The sequence below is a fragment of the Mesorhizobium sp. 113-3-3 genome (assembly GCF_016756495.1).
GTDB lineage: Bacteria > Pseudomonadota > Alphaproteobacteria > Rhizobiales > Rhizobiaceae > Mesorhizobium.
The window spans coordinates 5489452-5509905 of the sequence record NZ_AP023243.1; the positions used below are offsets into that span (position 1 = coordinate 5489452).

At 64.2% G+C, this 20454-nt stretch carries 19 protein-coding genes; 4 read left to right on the forward strand and 15 right to left on the reverse strand.

Features of this window, described 5'->3' with window-relative positions:
- Nucleotides 1-174 precede the first annotated feature (174 nt).
- Both JG746_RS26925 and JG746_RS26930 read left to right on the forward strand, forming a co-directional pair.
- Nucleotides 175-1179, forward strand: a complete 1005-nt coding sequence (locus JG746_RS26925) for a serine hydrolase domain-containing protein (protein WP_202355477.1) — start codon at nucleotides 175-177, stop codon at nucleotides 1177-1179.
- 10 nt (nucleotides 1180-1189) lie between these two features.
- The gene (locus JG746_RS26930; protein WP_202355478.1) at nucleotides 1190-2305 is read left to right on the forward strand and encodes an anhydro-N-acetylmuramic acid kinase; all 1116 of its coding nucleotides are present in this window, start codon (nucleotides 1190-1192) and stop codon (nucleotides 2303-2305) included.
- A 97-nt stretch (nucleotides 2306-2402) separates the two neighbouring features.
- On the opposite strand, the gene JG746_RS26935 is transcribed toward JG746_RS26930, so the two are convergent.
- From JG746_RS26935 to JG746_RS26945, 3 genes are all read right to left on the reverse strand, one after another.
- Nucleotides 2403-2825, reverse strand: a complete 423-nt coding sequence (locus JG746_RS26935) for a GNAT family N-acetyltransferase (RefSeq protein WP_202355479.1) — start codon at nucleotides 2823-2825, stop codon at nucleotides 2403-2405.
- Between the two features lie 67 nt (nucleotides 2826-2892).
- Entirely contained in the window at nucleotides 2893-4278 is a 1386-nt protein-coding gene (locus JG746_RS26940; RefSeq protein ID WP_202355480.1) for a sigma-54-dependent transcriptional regulator, read from the reverse strand.
- Nucleotides 4275-6095, reverse strand: coding sequence for a sensor histidine kinase (locus JG746_RS26945; RefSeq protein WP_202355481.1), 1821 nt, complete (start codon nucleotides 6093-6095; stop codon nucleotides 4275-4277). Before JG746_RS26945 ends, JG746_RS26940 begins: the two co-directional genes overlap by 4 nt.
- Nucleotides 6096-6394: 299 nt before the next feature.
- On the opposite strand from JG746_RS26945, the gene JG746_RS26950 reads away from it, so the two are divergent.
- The gene (locus JG746_RS26950) at nucleotides 6395-7723 is read left to right on the forward strand and encodes a dicarboxylate/amino acid:cation symporter (RefSeq protein WP_202355482.1); all 1329 of its coding nucleotides are present in this window, start codon (nucleotides 6395-6397) and stop codon (nucleotides 7721-7723) included.
- 65 nt (nucleotides 7724-7788) lie between these two features.
- Here the strand turns inward: JG746_RS26950 and JG746_RS26955 are convergent, their stop codons facing one another.
- From JG746_RS26955 to JG746_RS27010, 12 genes are all read right to left on the reverse strand, one after another.
- On the reverse strand, nucleotides 7789-8808 hold the full coding sequence (locus tag JG746_RS26955; RefSeq protein WP_202355483.1) for an ROK family protein: 1020 nt from the start codon (nucleotides 8806-8808) through the stop codon (nucleotides 7789-7791).
- Nucleotides 8805-9527: a ribulose-phosphate 3-epimerase gene (locus tag JG746_RS26960; protein WP_202355484.1), complete on the reverse strand. Its 723-nt coding sequence runs from the start codon at nucleotides 9525-9527 to the stop codon at nucleotides 8805-8807. The genes JG746_RS26955 and JG746_RS26960 overlap by 4 nt, the downstream gene beginning before the upstream one ends.
- A complete protein-coding gene (locus JG746_RS26965; protein ID WP_202355485.1) occupies nucleotides 9524-10357 on the reverse strand; it encodes an alpha/beta fold hydrolase in 834 nt (277 codons plus the stop codon). The genes JG746_RS26960 and JG746_RS26965 overlap by 4 nt, the downstream gene beginning before the upstream one ends.
- Entirely contained in the window at nucleotides 10357-11175 is an 819-nt protein-coding gene (locus JG746_RS26970; protein WP_202355486.1) for a sugar phosphate isomerase/epimerase family protein, read from the reverse strand. The genes JG746_RS26965 and JG746_RS26970 overlap by 1 nt, the downstream gene beginning before the upstream one ends.
- Entirely contained in the window at nucleotides 11175-12251 is a 1077-nt protein-coding gene (locus JG746_RS26975) for a Gfo/Idh/MocA family protein (RefSeq protein WP_202355487.1), read from the reverse strand. The genes JG746_RS26970 and JG746_RS26975 overlap by 1 nt, the downstream gene beginning before the upstream one ends.
- Nucleotides 12252-12262: 11 nt before the next feature.
- Nucleotides 12263-13084 carry a sugar phosphate isomerase/epimerase family protein gene (locus JG746_RS26980; protein WP_202355488.1) on the reverse strand — a complete coding sequence of 274 codons (822 nt, stop codon included), beginning with the start codon at nucleotides 13082-13084 and terminating at the stop codon, nucleotides 12263-12265.
- Between the two features lie 53 nt (nucleotides 13085-13137).
- On the reverse strand, nucleotides 13138-13980 hold the full coding sequence (locus JG746_RS26985) for a carbohydrate ABC transporter permease (RefSeq protein ID WP_202355489.1): 843 nt from the start codon (nucleotides 13978-13980) through the stop codon (nucleotides 13138-13140).
- A 5-nt stretch (nucleotides 13981-13985) separates the two neighbouring features.
- On the reverse strand, nucleotides 13986-14882 hold the full coding sequence (locus JG746_RS26990) for a carbohydrate ABC transporter permease (RefSeq protein WP_202355490.1): 897 nt from the start codon (nucleotides 14880-14882) through the stop codon (nucleotides 13986-13988).
- Between the two features lie 139 nt (nucleotides 14883-15021).
- A complete protein-coding gene (locus JG746_RS26995; protein WP_202355491.1) occupies nucleotides 15022-16269 on the reverse strand; it encodes an ABC transporter substrate-binding protein in 1248 nt (415 codons plus the stop codon).
- A 125-nt stretch (nucleotides 16270-16394) separates the two neighbouring features.
- On the reverse strand, nucleotides 16395-17540 hold the full coding sequence (locus tag JG746_RS27000) for an ABC transporter ATP-binding protein (protein ID WP_202355492.1): 1146 nt from the start codon (nucleotides 17538-17540) through the stop codon (nucleotides 16395-16397).
- A gap of 89 nt (nucleotides 17541-17629) precedes the next feature.
- Nucleotides 17630-18580: a PfkB family carbohydrate kinase gene (locus JG746_RS27005; RefSeq protein ID WP_202355493.1), complete on the reverse strand. Its 951-nt coding sequence runs from the start codon at nucleotides 18578-18580 to the stop codon at nucleotides 17630-17632.
- Between the two features lie 3 nt (nucleotides 18581-18583).
- On the reverse strand, nucleotides 18584-19384 hold the full coding sequence (locus tag JG746_RS27010) for a class I fructose-bisphosphate aldolase (protein ID WP_023756676.1): 801 nt from the start codon (nucleotides 19382-19384) through the stop codon (nucleotides 18584-18586).
- A 161-nt stretch (nucleotides 19385-19545) separates the two neighbouring features.
- Here JG746_RS27010 and JG746_RS27015 point away from each other — a divergent pair, with 161 nt between their 5' ends.
- Complete coding sequence (locus JG746_RS27015) at nucleotides 19546-20307, forward strand: DeoR/GlpR family DNA-binding transcription regulator (protein ID WP_202355494.1); 762 nt, start codon at nucleotides 19546-19548, stop codon at nucleotides 20305-20307.
- Nucleotides 20308-20454: the final 147 nt, after the last annotated feature.

The window sequence follows — 20454 nt, forward strand, 5'->3', positions numbered from 1 at the left end:
CTGCCGGGCATCTCCCCCACGAGGGGGGAGATCGGCAGCTTTGACCTTCCGCCCGCCTTCTAACGCAGAAGGTTGGCGAAAGCGGCGGCCGCATCCAATCTCCCCCCTCGTGGGGGAGATGGCCGGCAGGGCAGAGGTGGGCGCCAAGCGCCAATTTTCGAGTGGAGGCTGCCCTTGACCAACCTCGCCCCGCTCTTCGACCGAGCGTTCCAACCGCTCGAAGCCGCTGTATCCACCAAGCGCATTCCCGGCGGCGTGCTCGGCATTGTCGACAGCAGTGGCCAGCGCTTCATCAAGGCAATCGGCTCGGCGCAACTCGTGCCCAAGCAGCGACCGATGACCGCCGAGACCTGGTTCGACCTGGCGTCCCTGACCAAGGTCATCTTGACCACGCCGCGCATCCTGGCGCTGGCGGAGGGTGGCGTCATCGATCTCGATGCGCCGCTGATCTCGGTGCTTCCGGACCTTCGCCAATATGATGCAGGGGCCTGGGAGCGGAAGGTGACGTTCCGCCAGTGCCTCGGCCACCAGACGCCCTTCCCCGCCGTCGAACCGATCTACACTTACGGACGCGACCCCGACCTGCTGCGCGCCTTCATCCTGCAGCGCGAATGGCGAGCGCGGGAGCCGGTCTACTCCGACATCAATTTCATCCTGCTCGGCTTTGCGCTCGAGCGGCTGTCGGGCAAGACCATCCGCGACAAGGATCCCGGCCCCGGATTTGCCTGGTCCACGGAGCCGGATGCCGCCGCGGCGACCGAGGACTGCACCTGGCGTCATCGCGTGCTCTCCGGCGAGGTCCATGACGACAATTGCTCGGCACTGCACGGCGCCGGTCATGCCGGTCTGTTCGGGACAGCCGCTTCGGTGCTGGATTTCGCGCAGGGGCTTCTGGACGGCAGCGGTGCTTCCGAACGGTCGATCGCTCTCATGCGCGCCCCCTTGTCCGCCACCCGCACCCATGGCTGGGAACGGCCATACGAGGGCTGGTCCGGCGGCGCACGGTGCAGCCCCGGAACCATCGGCCATACCGGCTTTACCGGCACCGGTCTGTGGATCGACTTCGACAGGGGCCAGGCCTGGACCTTGCTCACCAACCGGATCCATCCGACACGTCATTTCGACAGCGGAATCGTTCAGCTTCGGCAAGCGGTCGGCGATCTCGTCAATGGACTTTAGGAGCTACATGATGGAACCAATCTGGGCCGTTGGCCTGATGACCGGCACCGTGCTTGACGGCAATATCGACGTCGCGCTGATCAAGACCGATGGCGAGCGCATCGACGATTTCGGCACCTACCGGCTGATGCCCTATCCCCAATCGATCCGCTCGCTGCTGGAAGAGACGCTGACGGCGGCGAGAGCCTGGAATTTTGTCGGGCCGGAACCGGCGATCTTCCGCAAGGCCGAGGAGGCGCTGACGCGCGCCCAGTCGGCGGCGGTCAAGGAACTCGTCGAAGGCTATGGCATGACGATGGCCGATATCGGCGTCGTCGGCTTTCACGGCCAGACGGTGCTGCATCGCGCGCCGCAGGTCGGACGGCTCGGCCAGACGCGGCAATTGGGCGACGGCGAGCTGATGCACAGCATACTGGGCACCAAGGTCGCCTATGATTTCCGCTCGGCCGACATGCGCGCCGGCGGGCAAGGCGCGCCCCTGGCCGCCGCCTATCACACCGCGCTGATGCGCAGTGCTGGCGCCAGTGGCGAAGTCGCCGTGCTCAATCTTGGCGGTGTCGCCAACGTCACCTGGTGGGACGGCGCCGACAATGTCGTTGCCTTCGACACCGGCCCGGCCAACGCGCCGCTCAACGATTTCATCAAGTCGAAGGGCCTCGGCGACATGGACCGCGACGGCGCGCTTGGCCGTGCCGGAACGGTCGACGAGGCAAGGCTCGCCAAGCTGTTGCAGCATCCTTATCTCAGCAAGCCCTACCCCAAGTCGTTGGACCGTTTCGACTTCGGCGCAGCCATGGCTGACGGCCTCAACGCCGAGGATGGTGCCGCCCTGCTCACCGCCTTCACCGCCGGCGCCGTCGGCAAGGCGCTCGACCTCTTGCCGCACCGGCCGAAGAAATTGGTTGTCAGCGGCGGCGGTCGTCACAACCCGACGATGATGGCCATGCTGGCCAGCCGCGCCGGCGTCGAAGTGGTGCAGGCCGAAAGCCTCGGCTGGAGCGGCGACGCGGTGGAAGCCGAGTGTTTTGCCTTCCTCGCCGTGCGCGTCCTGCGCGGCCTGCCGATCAGCTTTCCAAGCACCACCGGCGCGCCGCAGCCGATGCGCGGCGGAAAGCTGGCGGGATAGAGCGTTTCACCGTTTCACGGAAACGGTGAAACGCTCTATCCCCTTGTTCCAACGCAATTCCGGACGGAAAACCGATCACACTTTTCCTGGAATTGCTCTAAGCCAGCCTCTTCTGCAGGAAGATGCGGCTGCGGCCGACGGGGAAATCGGCCAGCGTGCCGAAGGGCTGATAGCCCTGGCGCTGGTAGACCTTGGCGGCGTTTGGATTGAAGGTGTCGATCCAGGCGTTGTTGCAGCCGCGCGCCATCGCTTCCTGCTCGGCCGCGTCCAGCATCTTGCCTGCCATGTGCTGGCCGCGCAGCCCTTCATCGACCCACAGCCATTGCACGTAGAGCCAGCCCCAGGCGGTGTAGCCCGAAATCCCTGCAACGACCGCACCGTTCTCGTCGCGTACGAACACAGCCAAGGCCTTTCTTTCGGACGCACCGACATCGCCGTCGTTGAATGCCGTCAGCCGTTCGGCGAGAAAGGCGAGTTCATCAGGCAAGGGGTTGGCCGTCGTTTCGAGGGTCGTGTGCATGGCTCTTTCCGGAATGCTCGGCTGGATGGGATGAAGCGTTACGAAGCGCAACGCCCTGGCGCAATGTCTATGTCTGCTCGCGAACAGGGTGCGGATCGCCGCCGTTGCGGAATTCGGATGCGGCAATACCGTAGCGCTTGAGCTTGTCGTAAAACGTCTTGCGCGGCACGCCGAGCGCGTCGATGGCGCCGCGCACATCGCCGCCATGCTCGCGCAGCGCATCGCGGATGAGTTGCGCCTCATAGTGGCCGACACGTTCGGGCAAGGAAGCCGCCGGCTCCGCCGATTGCGGGGAAACCGCCCTCGTCTCGTCCTCCGGGCCAAGACCAAGCGCGACCCGATCGGCGAAATGCGCGAGCTCGCGCACATTGCCCGGCCAGGCATGCGACTGGAGATGGTCGCTGACCGCGGCATTCACCTTGGCCACGGGCCGGCCGAAGCGTTCCGCCGCCTTGCCGAGGAAATGCCCGAACAGCATCGGGATGTCGCCGCGCCGCTCGCGCAGCGGCGGAATGCGCAACGTCACCACGTTGAGGCGGAAATACAGATCCTCGCGGAAATCGCCGCGCTGGTCCGGCCGGCCGAGATCGACCTTGGTTGCCGCCACGACCCGCAAATCGATGCGCCGGATCTCGTTGGAGCCAAGCGGCGTGAGGCTGCGTGTCTCCAGCACGCGCAGCAACTTGACCTGCAGGGCGGGCGGCATGGATTCGATCTCGTCGAGGAACAGCGTGCCGCCGCTGGAATGCTCGACACGGCCGATCCGCCGCCGCTGCGCGCCGGTGAAGGCGCCGGCCTCGTGGCCGAACAGTTCGCTTTCGATCACGGTCTCCGGCAAGGCGCCGCAGTTCAACGCCACGAAGGGTTTGGCCCGCCGCCGGCCCCATCGATGCAGGAGATCGGCCACCACTTCCTTGCCGGTTCCGGTCTCGCCTTCCACCAGCACGTCGACATCCATGTCGGCGATCTGCCGCAAGGTCTCGCGCAGGCGGCGGATGGCGGGCGCCTCGCCGATCAGCGGCAGGCCGTCGGCGGCCAGTGCCGCGGCTTCGCGCAGCCGCCGGTTCTCCATGACCAGCCGCCGTTTCTCGCTCGCCCGTTTGAGCGCCTCGACAAGGCGGTCACCGGCATAGGGTTTTGGAATGAAATCGTAGACGCCGTCCTTCAGCGCGGCCACCGCGAGGTCGACATCGCCATGCCCGGTGACCAGGATCACCGGTATGTCGGCGTCGATCGCCTTGATGCGGTCGAACAGCTGTAGCCCGTTCATGCCCGGCATGCGGATGTCGCTGACGACCACGCCGTCGAAATCCCTGTCGACGACGGCAAGTGCGGCTTCGGCGGCATCGCGCGCGACGACCGCAAAGCCGGCAAGCTCGAGCAATTGCGTGGTGGCGTGCAGCAGGTCGGCATCATCGTCGACGAGCGCGACCCGCCCTGATCCCTCGTTCATTCAATTCGCCTCAAATCGATGGTGAAGGACGCGCCCTTGGCGCTGTCGGGGTCGAGCCGCAAGGTGCCGCCCAATTCCTGGGCGATCTCCTGCGAGATCACCAGCCCGAGGCCGAGCCCTTTCTCCTTGGTGGTCTGGAACGGCATGAACAGATTGCCGGCCGCTTCCGGCCCGAGGCCGGGACCGTTGTCGCGCACCGAAATCAGCACCCTGTCGTCGCGCTCCGCGAGGTCGATCTCGATGCGGGGATCGGGCTGGTCCTTCATGGCGTCCAGAGCGTTCTGCAACAGGTTGACGAGGATCTGCTCCAATCGGATGCGGCTCGCCATCACCACCGGCGAGCCGGTGCCGCGCGGCTTGACGATGGTGACACCGGAATCGCGGATGCGGCCGGAGAGCAGCGACAGCGCCCCGTCGATCGCCTCGCGCACCGGCAGGGGCGAGGCGGCGACACCGGGCCGGCGGGCGAAGGTGCGCAGCGTATTGGTGATGGCGCCGATGCGCTCGGTCATCGAGACGATCGAGGTCAGATTGCCGCTTGCCGGTTCGGTCTTGCCGGTTTCGAGGAAGCGGCCGGCATTTTCGGCATAGGTGCGGATCGCGGCGACCGGCTGGTTGATCTCATGCGCCACGCCGGCGGCGATCTGGCCGAGGATGGACAGCCGGTTGGCCTGGGCGAGATCGTCGCGTAGCCGGCGGACCTTGGCCTCGGCATTCTCGCGCTCGGCGATTTCACCGGCGAGAGCGGTGTTGGAGCGTGTCAGTTCCGCCGTTCGTGTGCTGACCCGGCTTTCCAGCTCGGCATTCATGCGCGCCAGCGCCTCCTGGCGCAGACGTCGGGTGCGCCGCCGCCTGGTGAATACGTAGGCCAGCAGGCCGGTCAGCAGCAGCCCGAGCAGCGTCGTCAGCCGCGCCGTGTTGGCGGCGGACGAGAGGGCGGCGTCGGCGGGCGTCAGCAGCCAGAGGCGCCAGCCGGGGACCGCACCGGGCAGGTCCTGCACCACCTCGACGAACTGGCGCGGTTTTCCCGAGCTGTCGATCGTCGCCAGGCCGTCGCCGGCGCCGCGCCGTATCGGCAGCGGTTCGAAGGCGGCGTCGGTCAACTGGAGCTGCTCATGGGCAGCGGCGGCATCTTCAGCCGAGAGCGGCGCCAGCGCATGAAACCGCCATTTGGGCTCACTGGTGGCCAGCACCACGCCGCGTTCGTCGGTGACGAAAACAAGAAAACCGCTGGAACGCCAATTGGCTTCGACGCCGTCGAGTTCGACCTTCAGCACCGCGACGCCCAGCGGCTTGCCGTTGTCGTCGACGCGGCTCGAAAGATAGAGACCCGGCCGGCCGCTGATCGTGCCGAGCCCATACTGGCTGGCCGAACCCTTCACCATCGCCTCGTTGAAATAGTGGCGGAAATTATAGTCGATGCCGACAAAGCTCGTCGGCTCTCCGGCATTGCTGGCCGATATGGCGATGCCTGCCGTGTCAATGACATAGATGGCGGACGCCGAGGCATCTCCAGCGATCGCCTTGAGCTTGTCGTTGAGGGCCGCTTCCTGCATTTTTCCGGCCCGCCGCAGCGCCCCGCGCACCGCATCGTCGCGGGCCAGCACCAACGGCACCAGGCGCTGCTTCTCGATTTCGCCGGTGAGCGTTCCCGCCGCCAGCGGCAAAGCGGCAAGCGCTGCGTCGCGCAGATCGTCGGCCGCCTGACTGGAGGCGATGCGCCCGGCAATGGCGATCGCACCCGCAAGGATCGCAAGCGCGATAACAACGACAAGCCATCGGCCATCGCGCAGCCGCGCCGCCGCCTCGCGCAGCAAGTCGCGATCGGCAAACCCTGCGGGACCGCTATCGGCGCTTGCTTGCGGCGTCTGCCCTCTCCCTTTTTTCTCGCGGCCTCGCCGCCACTCTAATGCGAAATTCCGCCCAGGCAAACGTTGCCTGTGCGGAAATCCGCACAGGCATTTACCGCCGGCCCTGGCAGAATGGCCGAAATGCGCGGATTCCGGGCTTTCCCCGAACTGGCACAGCGCTTGCAAAACTCTTTCCAGCGGCGGGCGACCGGAGCGCCGCGATGGGAGAAGTCACGCAGTCCGTCCATCCGGCCAGGGAGAGTTCGATGCACATCGCAGACCAATCAGGCGCGGCCGCCGCGCAGCGCAAGCCCCTCTATGCCCAACTCTACGTGCAGGTGCTGGTGGCGATCACCGTCGGCATCCTGCTCGGCCACTACTACCCGTCGATCGGCGAAAGCATGAAGCCGCTCGGTGACGCCTTCATCAAGCTGGTCAAGATGATCATCGCCCCGGTCATCTTCCTGACGGTGGCGACCGGCATCGCCGGCATGAGCGACCTGCAGAAGGTCGGCCGCGTCGCCGGCAAGGCGATGCTCTACTTCCTCACCTTCTCGACGCTGGCGCTGATCATCGGCCTTGTCGTGGCCAATGTCGTGCAGCCAGGCGCCGGCTTCAACATCGACCCGGCAACGCTCGATGCCTCGACGGTCAACACCTATGCCGCCAAGGCGCATGACCAGTCGGTCACCGGCTTCCTGATGAACATCATCCCCGGCACGATCGTCGGCGCCTTCGCCGATGGCGACATCTTGCAGGTGCTGTTCTTCTCGGTGCTGTTCGGCGTCGCGCTGGCGCTGGTCGGCGACAAGGGCGCGCCGGTGTTCAACTTCCTGCAGGCGCTGATGGCGCCGATGTTCAAGCTGGTCAGCGTGCTGATGAAGGCCGCCCCCATAGGCGCGTTCGGGGCCATGGCCTTCACCATCGGCAAATACGGCATCGGCTCGGTCATCAACCTCGCCATGCTGGTCGGCACCTTCTACGCGACGTCGCTGCTGTTCGTGTTCGTCGTGCTGGGCGCGGTCTGCCGCTACAATGGGTTCTCCATCCTGGCGCTGCTACGCTACATCAAGGAAGAGCTGCTTCTGGTGCTGGGCACCTCCTCGTCGGAAGCGGCGCTCCCCTCGCTGATGGAGAAGATGGAGAAGGCCGGCGCCAAGCGCTCGGTGGTCGGTCTGGTCATCCCGACCGGCTATTCCTTCAACCTCGACGGCACCAACATCTACATGACGCTGGCCGCGCTGTTCATCGCCCAGGCGACGAACATCCACCTGTCGATGGGCGACCAGATCCTGCTGCTGCTGGTGGCGATGCTTTCGTCCAAGGGCGCCGCCGGCATCACCGGCGCCGGCTTCATCACGCTGGCCGCGACGCTTTCGGTGGTGCCTTCGGTGCCGGTCGCCGGCATGGCACTGATCCTCGGCGTCGACCGCTTCATGTCGGAATGCCGGGCGCTGACCAACTTCGTCGGCAATGCCGTCGCCACGCTGGTCGTCGCGCGCTGGGAAGGCGAACTCGACGAGGCAAAGCTGGCGAGAGCCCTGGCGGGCACGGCCGACGACAGCCTGCCGGCGGACATCGTTCCCGCCGAATAGGTCGCGCAGCCGCACACCAAATGGCCGGAGGCATCGCTGCCTCCGGCCATTTTCATGATGGCGTGTCAGCCATTGAAGTCCCGCCTCACTTCCGGAAACGTGCTTGGACCGACAGGCATGCGGGCGGCCAGGCTGCCGTCGTCGAACAGGACAAGGCTGGCGGCGCCGACCAGGCCGGCATGGCGGCCGAGCTGCGCCTGGACGACCGGCACGTCGCGATAGGCGCGCATGGCGCGCTGGCGGATGGTCGCCTCGATGACCGGATGCATCAGGTCGAGACCATTGGCGATGCCGCCGCCGACGACCAGCACGTCAGGCGAATAGAGATGCAGCAAATTGGTGAAGCCGACGCCCAGCCAGCGCGCCTCCTCTTCGAGCAGAGCCATGGCGAGGTCGTCCTGCAGCCTTGCTGCCTCAACCACGTGGCGCCCGGTGACCTCGGCGTTGGCCGAGAGGCGGCGCAGTGTCGAGCCGTCGAAGGCTGACGTCGCAGCATTGGCGCGGCGGCCAAGCGCGGTTCCCGAGGCGATGGCCTCGAAGCAGCCGACGACGCCGCATACGCAACGCTCGCCTTCGTTGGTGATGGTCATATGGCCGATCTCGGCGGCGAGGCCGCGGCGGCCATGCAGGATGCGTCCATCGGCAACGACACCGCCGCCAATACCAGTGGAAACCGTGACGAAGACCAGCGAGCGAGCGCCATGGCCGGCACCAAAGCGCCACTCGCCAAGTGCGGCCGCATTGGCGTCGTTCTCCAGCCGCACCGGCAGGCCGAGCCGGCGCTCGAGAATGTCGGCCAACGGCACGTCCTGCCAGCCGGCCAGCGTCGGCGGTCCGACGGCGATGCCGGCCAACGGATCGAGCGGGCCTGGCGCGCCGACGCCGACGCCGACAATGGCGAGGCCCGGCGCCTCGGCATGAACGGTCGCGGCCAGCGCCTCGATCTGGCCGATCACCACGTCGGGTCCGGCCTGCGCCTGTGTCGGCACGGCGGCGAAGGCCAGGATCTTGCCGTCGCGGTCGACCAGCGCGGCACGAAGCTCGGTGCCGCCAAGATCGATCGCGAGGGCGGCTTCCGTGCTCATGCCGCGACCTTCAGCCCATGCAGCCAGCTGATGCGGCCGGCGAGATCCTTGTCGCCGAAGGCGAGCGAACCCAGAACCACGGTTTCGGCGCCGGCGGCACGCAGCAGCGGCACGGTCTCGTGGCGGATGCCGCCGTCGGCGGCAAGCACGACGGCCTGCTCGCGGCCGGCCTCCCGTAGGATGGCGCGGGCCGCGCCCAGCCTGTCGCAGGCTTTCTCCGACAGGCCCTGGCCCTTGACGCCGATCGCGGTGCCCAGCAGCGTGACGAAGGCGACCTCGGAGACGAAAGGTTTTACCGCCTCGACCGGCGTCTCAAGCCTCAGCACCACGCCGGCCTCGGCGCCGAGTTCACGTGCCAGCCGCACGGCGCGCAACCCCGCTTCACCGTTCTCGGCATGGACGCTGATCATGTCGGCGCCGGCCTCTATGAACTGGCGCGTCTGCGCCTCGACGATTCCGGCATCGACCATCAGATGGACATGGATGGGCTTGGCCGTCAGCCCGGCGATGCGGGCGACGAGATCGGGAAAGAACAGGAAGGACGGAGCGAAATGGCCATCCGCCACATCGATATGATGCAGATCGACATGGGGCTCGATACGCCTGAGGTCGCTCTCGAAATTGGCGAGATTGGCCGACCAGAGCGAGAATTCGGCGATCAAGCGATCGCGCGGCAATGCAGCGATGGCGGCCGGGCCTGACAGGGGTTTTGACGTCATGATGGGTCCTGGTTGTTGAAATTTCTGTCGAGAAAGCCACCGATGGCGGCGCGGATTTCAGCGAAATGGCGATCCTTGTCGGTGGCTTTCGGCGTCACCTCGGCGAAAGCCGCATTGGGGATGGTCCCGGCGAGTTCGCGGGCGATCGCCAGGGGGTGGACGAGATCGATGCCGCTGCCGACGACCAGCGCGGGGATTGCGAGCTTGGCAGCCTCGGTCTGCGTCACGCCAGGCCCGTCATTGGCGATCGCCTGCATGACCTCGGCAAAGATGGCTGCGTTCTCGCGCGCGAAAAAGCCGAGCAGCGAGGCAAGATTATCCGGCGCTTCAGCGCGAAAACGGGCCGATGTCGCAGAGGACGCAAAGGCATCGCGGGCCTCAGCCAATGGCAGCCGGCGGATGAGATCGGCCACCTCCGTGTAAGGGCGCATGTTCTGCGGCGCCGCATCGAAGGCCCAGGCGGGACGCACCAGCGCCAAACCAAGCACGCGGTCCGGGTGGCGGGCGGCAAGCCGCAATGCGATGGCCGCGCCCATCGAAATGCCGCCGGCGACGAAACGGTCGAGGCCGGCCGCATCGGCGGTGGCCAGCACATCGTCGGCGAACATGGCGATCGAGAACGGACGCTTGCCGCCCGCGCCTGAGCCGCCCTGCGCGCGGCATTCGACGGTCAGCCGGCGATATGACGGACTGTCAGGAAAATTCTGCGCCACCTGGGCAGCATCGCCGCCGAGACCATGCTGGAAGACGACGGGAAGCCTGCCCTGCCCCGTGTCGAAGACATGAAGGGCGGCATCGTCGCGCAGCAGGATCGCTGGCGCGGCGCTCATCAGAGCAGTCCCTGCAGGAAAGCGGCGACATCGGGCGCCTCTTCGGCCGACAGCCCATGGGTGACGAGCGCACCGTCGAAGCCCACGGCTTTCAGCCGCGCGACGAAATCCGGGAAATCGACGATGCCTTGTCCCGCGGCGGCGAAGCGGCCGTTGCCATACCGGTCCTTGGCGTGTGCCATGGCGATGTGGCCTGCGGCCTCGTCGATCGCGGCGGCGACGATGGCGCGCGCTTCGTGCGACGTTGCGTGTTCGAACAGGTTCGCCGGATCGAGCACGATCTTCAGTCGCTTCGAGCGCATGTCGGCGATCAGGCGTGTCGCATCCCTGGCCGAGGTGACGATGTTGGCTTGCTCGGGCTCGATGCAGAGATCGATGCCGGCATCCTCGGCCAGCGCCAGCGCCTTGCCCATTTCGGCGGCCATGTCACACCAGGCGGAAGGCGTGGCATTTTCGGGATGATAGGCCCATTGATCGGCGATGTTGCGCGAGCCGGTGCAGAGCGTGACCAGCGGGATGCCGAGGGATGCCGCCGTCTCGATGACGACGCCAAGGCGCCGCAGGCCATCGTCGCGCGCGGTCTTGTCCGGATGCGCCATGTTGTAGGTGCCCGAGAGGGCTGCAAGCGAGACGCCCGATGACTGCGCGGCAGCGCGGATGGAAGCGATGGCATCTGCAGGCACGGCATCTGGCATCGACGGCAGGCCGGCGCAAGCGAGATTGAACTGCGTCGTCTCATATCCCGTCTGCCTCACCGCGGCCAGCACGGCGGCGGGGTCGGCGCCCGCAAATGTCTTGGCGAAGATGCCGAGGCGCATCAGACCGCACCCGAAACCGACGCGAGTTCGACCCGCTCGCCGGTCTCGACCGAGCGGGCAATCGCCACCATGGCGCGGATCGAGGCGATGCCGTCCTCGACATTGGCGCCGCGCATCGGCGTGCCGTTCAGCACCGTATCGGCAAGACCTTCCAGCTGACGGCGGAAGAAATGGCCGTCGGCGCCAAGCGGCTTGCGCGAGGTCGCGTCCTTTTCATGAAAAATATCGACTTCGCTGGCGCGGAAGTACCAAGGGTTGAAGGTCTTGGCGATGACCGAGCCGTTCTCGCCATAGAGCTGAAACCCTTCGTGCCAGTCCATACGCACGGCCACCGTCAGATCGAGATGGCCGAGCGCGCCGCTGGCGAATTCGGTTTCGACGAACCAGCAATAGGCGCCGAAGCGCTCGTTGAGACGCGCGCGCACGGCGGTTATTTCGCCGCAGAGGAAACGCGCGGTGTCGACGAGATGCGAGCCGTGCGCCAGCATGAAATATTGCCTGAGATCCGCCTTCGGATTGCCCGAAGGTTTCCTCGCCAGCTTGCTGGTGACGGGCAGCGGCTGCACGGCATCGGTGTTGGTGTAGCGGTGCGTGGAATCGCAGTACCAGGCCTTCAGCGCCAGCACCTCGCCCATCTCGTCGCGGACGAAGTCGCGGGCTGCCTCCAGCGCCGGATCGAAGCGCTTCATGTGGCCGACCTGCAGCACCTTGCCCGAACGCTTCACCGCCGCGGCCAGTGCCTCGCCCTCCTCTACCGAAGTGCCGATCGGCTTTTCGCAGAGCACATGCTTGCCGGCATCGAGCGCCTTGATCGACATCGGCACGTGATAGGCGTCCGACGTCGCGACGATCACCGCCTCCAGTTCGGGATCGGCGAGCATGGCGTCATAGTCGGCATACATTTTTTGCGGCTCATAGGTGGCGCCCATGCGGGCGAGCAGATCGGGCGCCGCGTCGCAGATGGCGTAGAGATCGGCATTGCCTGATTTGGCGCAGGATTCCAGATGCGCGAACTGCGCGATCGGGCCGCAGCCGAGCACACCGACTCTCAGGCGTCTGTCTTGTTTCTTGATCATCGTCTCGTTCTTCAGGCGCCGTAGCTGCGCATTGTCTGGCGGTTGGTTTTCACCGCGCCGGCGGGATCGGCGGCGGCCGTTTCGGATTCCTCTTCCAACACCAGCCAGCCATTGAAGCGCGGCGCGGTGTTTGCGATCTCGATAACCGCCGGAGTGTCGCAGACCCCCTCGCCCAGCATCGCCCAGGTGCCGTTGGCGTCGGCGTCCTTCAGATGGATATAGCGGATGCGGTCGCGATAGGTGCGCAGCGTGTCGGCCATGTCCTTGTGGCCGCGCAATATGTGTCCGGTGTCCGGCACCCAGCCGACCAGATCGGGGTCCAGCAAGGCAAAGATCCTGTCGTAGTCGGCGCGGTCGAACAGCAGCGTGTTGTGATGCGAACTCGGATGCACCGCGACCTGGACGCCGGCCTTGCGGCCGAGCTCGCCTGCCTTGTTGTAAACCTCGGCGGCAATTGCGAACTTGTCGCCGCGGGGCCCGTCGGACACCACGGTTGCCGACCCCATCGACACCAGCGCGCCGGGAAAGGCGGAAGCGAAATCGATCCAGCGCTGCGCCGCCTTGAGGTCGGCGCCGATCTGATCCTTCAGCGTGAAGCCGCTTTTCGAGCCGAAGGCGAAGGAGACAAGCGTCAGGCCTGACGATTTCAGCGCGGTGGCGAACTCGGTGGGTTTGTCAGCGTAGCGGCCGATCATCGTGTCGGTGATCTCGATGCCGGCATAGCCGCCATCGCCGATCGCCTTCAGCAGATCGTCGGGGCCGCCGGTGAACCGGTCTCCCAGCATTTCCCAGGTGAAGGTCTGGCAGCCGACTTTGAGGTCTTTCACGTTCATCCTTTCATTCCTTGATACCGCTTATCACTTGGTGCCGCCGTGGGATGGACATACTACTTGACCGAGCCTGCGGTCATGCCGGCGAGGAAGTACCTCTGGGCAACGAGGTAGATGAGCAAAAGCGGCAGCGAGCCGAGCACGCTCATCGCCATCATCTGGTTCCATTCGAAGGCGTGCTGCCCCATCAACAGCTGGATGCCGATCGGGACGGTGCGCATCGAGGTCGACTTCGTCAGCGTGAGTGCGAAGAGGAACTCGTTCCAGCACAGCAGGAAGGTGTAGACCGACGTCGCCACGATGCCGGGCAGAGAGATCGGGACGATCACCCGCCAGAGCGCTGTCCAACTGGTGCCGCCATCGACCGCCACGGCTTCATCGAGATCGCGGGGCAAGGTGTTCAGATATCCCGTCATCAGCAGGATCGCATACGGCAGTGTAAACACCAGGTAAGTCAGGATCAGTGCGACGTAGGTATCGAAGATGCCGTATGAGACGACGAGCCCGAAGAAGGGGATCAAAAGCGTGATCGGCGGAATCGTCTGCGTGCTGATGATGAGTGTGTTCAGGCTGCCCTTGCCGCGGAAATTGAAGCGGCTGAACCCGTAGGCCGCCAGCAAGGCGATCAGTACCGTCAGCACGGTCACCGCTCCGGCCACGAAATAGCTGTTGAAGAAGAAGCGCAGCTTTACCGGGTCGCCAAGGATGGCTGCATAGGCTTCCAGCGTGAAGGCCTTTGGCAGGATGGTTGGTGGCAGGGCAAAGATTTCGGTATTCGATTTGAACGAACTGCTCAGCATCCAGTAGATCGGGAATGCCGCGAAGAACAGCCCCGCGGCAAGCGCCACATGCAGCGCGACGGTGATCAGCCTGTCTTTCGGCGTATGCCTTTTCCTCATGGTGACTACCGAGCCTTTTGATAGCGAATGTAGAACAGCGTCAGGCCGAGAGAGATCAGCAGGATGACCACGGCGCTCGCCGAAGCCTGCGACAGGTTGTAGCTCGAAAACGCCAGCTTGTACGTGTAGGTGCTCAGCACCTCGGTCGAGTAGATCGGACCGCCGCCCGTCGTTATCCAGATCAATGGAAAGACCTGCATGGTCCAGATGAAGTCGAGCAGCGAGATGGAGATGATGATCGGCATCAGCTGCGGTATGGTGATGAAAATCAGCTTCTGATAGGCCTTCGCCCCGTCGATGTCGGCGGCCTCGTAGAAATCCTTGGGAATGCCCTGCAAGCCCGCGAGCAGGCTGACCATGAAGAGCGGATAACCAGCCCAGATATTGGCGAAGGTGACGGCGTGCAGCGCGGTCTCGGGCGAGGAAAACCATTCGATCTTGGAGCCGATGATGCCCAATTGCATGAGCATGCTGTTCACCACGCCATTCGGCTCGAGCAGGAGGCGCCAGATCACCGCGATGATGACCGCGGTGAACAGCCAGGGCAGTATGTAGAGCACGCGCAGAATATTGCGCAGCGTCGGGTTGATGCGGTCGCTGTTCAGCATGAGCGCGAAGATCATGCCGATGGTCATGTGGAAAACGACACTCATGCATGTGAAGTAGAGCGTGTGCCACAGCGAGGCCCAGAACACCGGGTCGTCGAAGATCGCCTGGTAATGTTTCAGTCCGGCAAAGGATGGGTCGCGACGCAGCACCGCGCTGTTCTGGAACGAATAGCCAATCACCGTCACCATCGGCAGCAGCATCAGAAGCCCGATTATGAGCAGCGAGGGCGACAGATAGAGGTAGGGTGCGACCGCTCGTTTCAGCTTGTGGTGGGAGCGCTTTTGCCGGGTCATGTGCCAACCTTGGGATACGCCTTCAAGAGAAGGTAAGCTTCAAAAACAGGTCCATCTCAAATTGCCGATCCGTTGTTGCCGGGTGGCCTGCCCGAAGCCAGGCCACCCGAACGAAGATAGCAAATAGGAAACAGGCCGATCAGAATTTCGCCATCCAGCCCTTCTGAGCGGCGGCGGCGGCTTGTTCCGGAGACTGCTCGCCGGCGAGCATCTTCTGGGCTTGCACGTCGAATTGAGTCATCAGGTCTTCAGCCACCGGCAGGCCCGTGAACTCATTGGCGAGATAACCGGTCTTGAAGATTTCGAAAGCCTTGCCGAAAGCCTTGTCCGAGGTCACGAAATCGGGCTTGGCGTTGACGTTGCCCGGGAAGGCGTTGGCAAGCGATACGAGCTTGGCGTTCACCTTCTCGCTCATCAGATATTGGACGAGTTTCCAGGCCTCTTCCTGATGTTTCGAGCTCGCGGAGATGCCGATGCCCCAGGAGGCATAGGGAAGGCCGCGCTTGCCCGTATAACCCTCCACGACCGGGACCGGGATGAGGTCGAACTTCAGATTGGGATTGCGCTTGCGGATGAGGTTCACATGCGCGAGCGAGTCGATCATCATGCCGACGCGGTCGTTGACGAATTCCTCGACCTTTTCCTGCTCGGTCTTGGTGGCGATGCCGGGCGAGATGGTGCCCGCGTCATTAAGCGATTTGACGAAGGTGAGCATGTCCACCACCGGTTTGCCCTCGAGAGCGGGCTTGCCATCCGCCATCATCGACTGACCCGATGCCCAGACCCACGACATCATGTCGTTCTGGACGCCGGACGGCGTTTGCAGCGACAGCGGCAGGACCCAGCCATACTGGTTCTTGTCGGCGTGCGTCATCTTCTTGGCGGCTTCGAGAAACTCCGCACGGGTCGACGGCAGCTTGGTCACGCCTGCCTTGGCGGCGAGGTCCAGATTGACGAAGACAGGATAGACGAAGGAAGCGACGGGAAACATCACCGCCTTGCCGTCCACCTTGATGATGTCGGCGACCTGGGCTTTGTCGAACTTGCTCGCATCCATCATCGGGTTCATGTCGGCGAGCGCACCCTGCGCGTTCAGATTGTTCACCCAGGCGCCGTCGAGGCCGACCACGTCGCTGAGCGTTCCGGTTGCGGCGCCAACCGAGATCTGGTCTCGCGTGGTCGCATAGGGACCGCTGACCAGCGTCACCTTGATGCCGGGATTGGCGGCCTCGAAATCGTCCATGATTTTCCGCAAGGAGCCTGCGGGCAATTCAGGCTCCCACCATTGGGTGAATTCCAGCGTCGTATCCGCCATGGCGGCGGTTGCGCCAAGCAACCATGCTGCCGCGGCTATTTTCAGCATCGCGGGCTTTATCCGAAACGTCATTTTTCTCTCCTCCTTCTATAGGATCGACCGCACAATGCAGCCGATCGCCTGCTTCATTCAGAAGTCTTCTTCCTCGTACTTTCGCAGGCGCCTCGCTCCCGCCTGCGGGCTCTGCCCACAATTCTTCAGATCGCCAGATGCGTTTCGGGATCGAAGAAATGGAGCTTGGTATCATCCAGGGCCAACCGGATTTCCGAACCGGAGCGGACTGCGCTGTCCGGTTCGAATCTCGCCACCGCATTCGACGTCAGGCCGAAATCCTGCACCGCGTCGGGGTCGCCGGAGTCCACCCGGATGGCGTCGATGTTCAGATGGACGATATGTTCCGACCCGAGTTCTTCGATCGAGGTCACCCTTGCCGGTATCGTCTGATACTTGCGGCCGGATTCGAGGCTGCTGTCATAGAGATCCTCCGGCCGTATCCCGAACACGACCTTGCGCCCCGCATACGACTTCAAACCCGGCCTGCGCACGAAGGCTGCATCCTGCAGCCGGATGGAAAAGGCACCGGACATCAGTTCGCCGCCCGTCATGGTCGCCTCGAAAAGGTTCATCGAGGGAGAACCGATAAAGCCTGCAACGAAGGCGTTCACCGGCGATTCGTAGAGCCTTTTGGGTGTATCGACCTGCTGCAGCACGCCGCCCTTCAGCACGGCGACCCTGTCCCCCATCGTCATCGCTTCGGTCTGATCGTGGGTCACATATATGGTTGTCACGCCGAGCTGCTTTTGCAGGCGAGTGATTTCGGCGCGCATTTGCACGCGCAGCTTCGCGTCCAGATTGGAAAGCGGTTCGTCCATGAGAAAGGCGGCCGGCTCGCGCACCATGGCGCGGCCCATGGCAACGCGCTGACGCTGTCCGCCTGAAAGGGTCGCGGGTTTGCTGTCCAGCAGAGACGTCAGCTGAAGGGTTTTGGCGATCTCGTCCACGCGCTTCCTGCGCTCGGCCTTCGGCTTGCCTGCCAGGCGCATCGAAAAGGCGATGTTTTCGAACACCGTCATATGCGGGTAGAGCGCGTAGCTCTGGAAGACCATCGCAATGTCGCGGTCCTTGGGCGGCATGTCGACGACGTCGACGCCGCCGATCCGAAGGCTGCCGCTGGTGACGTCCTCCAATCCCGCGATCATTCGCAACGCGGTGGATTTGCCACAGCCGGACGGCCCGACGAGAATCAAGAACTCGCCGTCCTCGACCGACAGGTTCAATTGGTCGATTGCGTGAAAATTGTTCCCGTAGGTCTTGCAGATATTCTCAAGAACGACTTCTGCCATATTCCTCCCTCCACAAGTCTAAGCCACTGATTTTTATGGTTATCCTCGGCTTGTGTTCACCTGTGAGATATTTGCTCGGATAGTTCGGGCTATGTGCCGGCATCGAGTTGCGCATGTTTCAGTTCGACTGCCGACGGCGCGTTCGTCGACGCCAGCAGTTCCGTGACCTGGTCGGCGGTCGGAAGCGCCTCGCGCCCGCCACGCCCCGTTATCGAAAGGGCCGCCGCCGCGGCAGCGAATGCTACCCGGCCTGCGGTGTCGGTTCCGCGCGTCAATGCATGGGCGTAGGCGCCATGAAAGCAGTCACCGGCGCCGGTCGAGTCGACCACGACAACCCGGTGCGGGGGCAAGTGCCAAAGCCCTGTCTCATCGCGTCCGCGATAGTATACGCCCCTGCCGCCATCGGTCAGAACCACGGCGGACCGCGACGGCGACCACAATGCATCGAGTATCTCGGCGGGCGATCCGCGCCCCGTGGCGGTCCGCGCAAAGCCGAGTGGAAGAATGAGATGGTCGCAGAGCGCGATCAGCCGCTCCGTGGCTGGGCCGCTGCTCCATTCAATATCGCCGAGGATCGCAAGGCCGAGATCGCGTGCCCGAGCCACGACATCCAGCGACCCGACGCCGTAACTGTCGACGATCAGGACGGTCGCGCGGCTGAGGACTTCGTCGGGAAAGTCCGGCGCGGTGCCCAGCATCGCTTCGTCGTCATACGCGATGAACCGCTCTCCGTCCGAGCCGACCGTGATACGTGAGCGCACCGGGCGCGCGTGCGGGTGGCGGGGCGCGAATGCGGTTTCAACACCGCTCTCAATGAGATCACACAGCACGGCGTCGTCGGCGGCATTGCCCAGCCATCCGACGAACCCGGCGCTTCCGCCGAGCCGCGCGACGGCGGCAAGGGCCGTCGCGACATTTCCGCCGAAAGCCCGGGCACTTTGCAGAACCTTCCCCTTGCCCGCCGACAACGGCTGATCGACATAGACGATGTCGTCGATCGCAATCGCGCCGAAGCCGAGGATTGAAGGGACGGTGGGCATCGTTCAGGCACCCGCCTTCGCCAAGGCGTCTTGCGCCGAAAGGCCGTCATGGATGACGCCCCGGAAGGCAATCGCTGCCTTTTCCGGATCGCCGTGTCCCCAGAGATTGCGGCCCACCACAGCACCGCGCGCGCCGGCACGGATGGCGTCCGCCGTCTGCTGAAGGGCGCCGAGCAGCGTATCGGTCTTCGGACCACCGGCAATCACAACCGGCACCGGGCAGGTTCGAACGGTCTCTCGAAACGACTCGAAATCGCCGGTGTAGCCGATCTTGATCACGTCGACGCCGGACTCGTAGCCGATGCGTGCCGCATAGGCGATCTCGTCGGGGGTGAAGACGATTTTTGCCCCGTCGGTGAAATCGCGAGGGTAGATATGCGCCACCACCGGCATGCCGTAGCGGGCCGCCGCATTCACCGAATCGGTCAGCCAGCGAATGTATTTGCCCTCGGTCGCGCCGCGCACCGGAATGGCCACGGCCAAGGCATCGGCGCCAGCGCGCACCGCATCCTCGGGCGTTGCAATCAGTTCACTGATGCGATCGTCCGGGGTGAAGCAGCCGGCCTGGATCACCAGGGAAGCCTTGCCCGCATATTGCGGCCACAGATGGCGCGCGGTGCCTGGCTGGATGCTGACGTAGTCGGGCTTGCCCACCATGACGCGGGCAAGCGCGCCCGGCAGGTCGGCAAGACCGCCTTTGCGCACGTCGCCATAGCCGACAAAGTGGTCGACCGCGCCGCCGAAAAGATTCCCCGACGGATGTGAGAAGAGGCGCGCAAGGCGCACTTTGGTTCCGAGGCTCATGAGTCCAAAATTCTCCAATCGATTGATTTCAAAATCCTGGATCTAGTGTTTGCGAAAGAAAGGATAAATGCAATCTTTCGAAATCTTTCGAATTCGCGTATTTTTGGCCGAGTGAACCGAGGCCAGGGCGATCGCCTGGCGCATGGAGCAAGGACAGGGCAATGTTGTCAGAGCAGAGACGCCAAGCGATCCTGGGTGAAGTGCAACGCAGCGGACAGGTCCGCATCAAGGACCTGTCAGACGATTTTGGCGTGTCGGAAGTCACGGTGCGCTCCGACCTCGAGATACTGGACCGCAAGGGACTGCTGACGAAGACGCGTGGAGGGGCCGTGACCCGGACCACGGATTCGACCACGGCCGCGTTCGCCCGGCGGATGCAAACGAATCTCGATGCAAAGAAACGCATCGCCCGGGCAGCGATAGAACTGTTCGAGGACAACCAATCGGTCATCTTCGACGGCGGCTCGACTCTGATGCAGGTTGCCATGCTGTTACCGCCGCTCAGCAATGTCGTGGTCGCGGCCACGGCAATGAATATCGTGCAGCATCTGATGCATCGGCCCGGCCTCGACGTTCACATGATCGGTGGCCGGGTCTATCCGGACACGGTGAGCACGCTGATCACCGATGCCGACACGGCTCTCGGCGGCTTGGTGGCGCATCAGGTCTTTGTCGGAGCGCATGCGATTGACTCCTCACTGGATGTGGTCGACGTGAACGAAGACATGGCGCGAACGAAGCGAAACCTCGTGCGCATGGCCCGGCGCGTTGTCCTCCTTGCGGATTCGAGCAAATGGGGCGTCAGCGGGACTTCCAAGGCATTTTCGCTGTCGAGCGTCGATGTCGTGATCACCGACGATGGCCTGTCCGGCCCGATACGCAGCCAGCTTGATAGGACCGGGGCCAAGGTGATCTACGCCTGACCCCGTCGCGGTCCCTGATCGCGGCGGAAATATCCAATGCGCACATGACCCATGGGATTTGCATCGGCGCCCGGCCGTTTTTTCATGTCTGTCATTTTCTCCTCCCAGGGCTGGCAGCCTCCCGATTTCGCGCCAGCATTTCCGCAT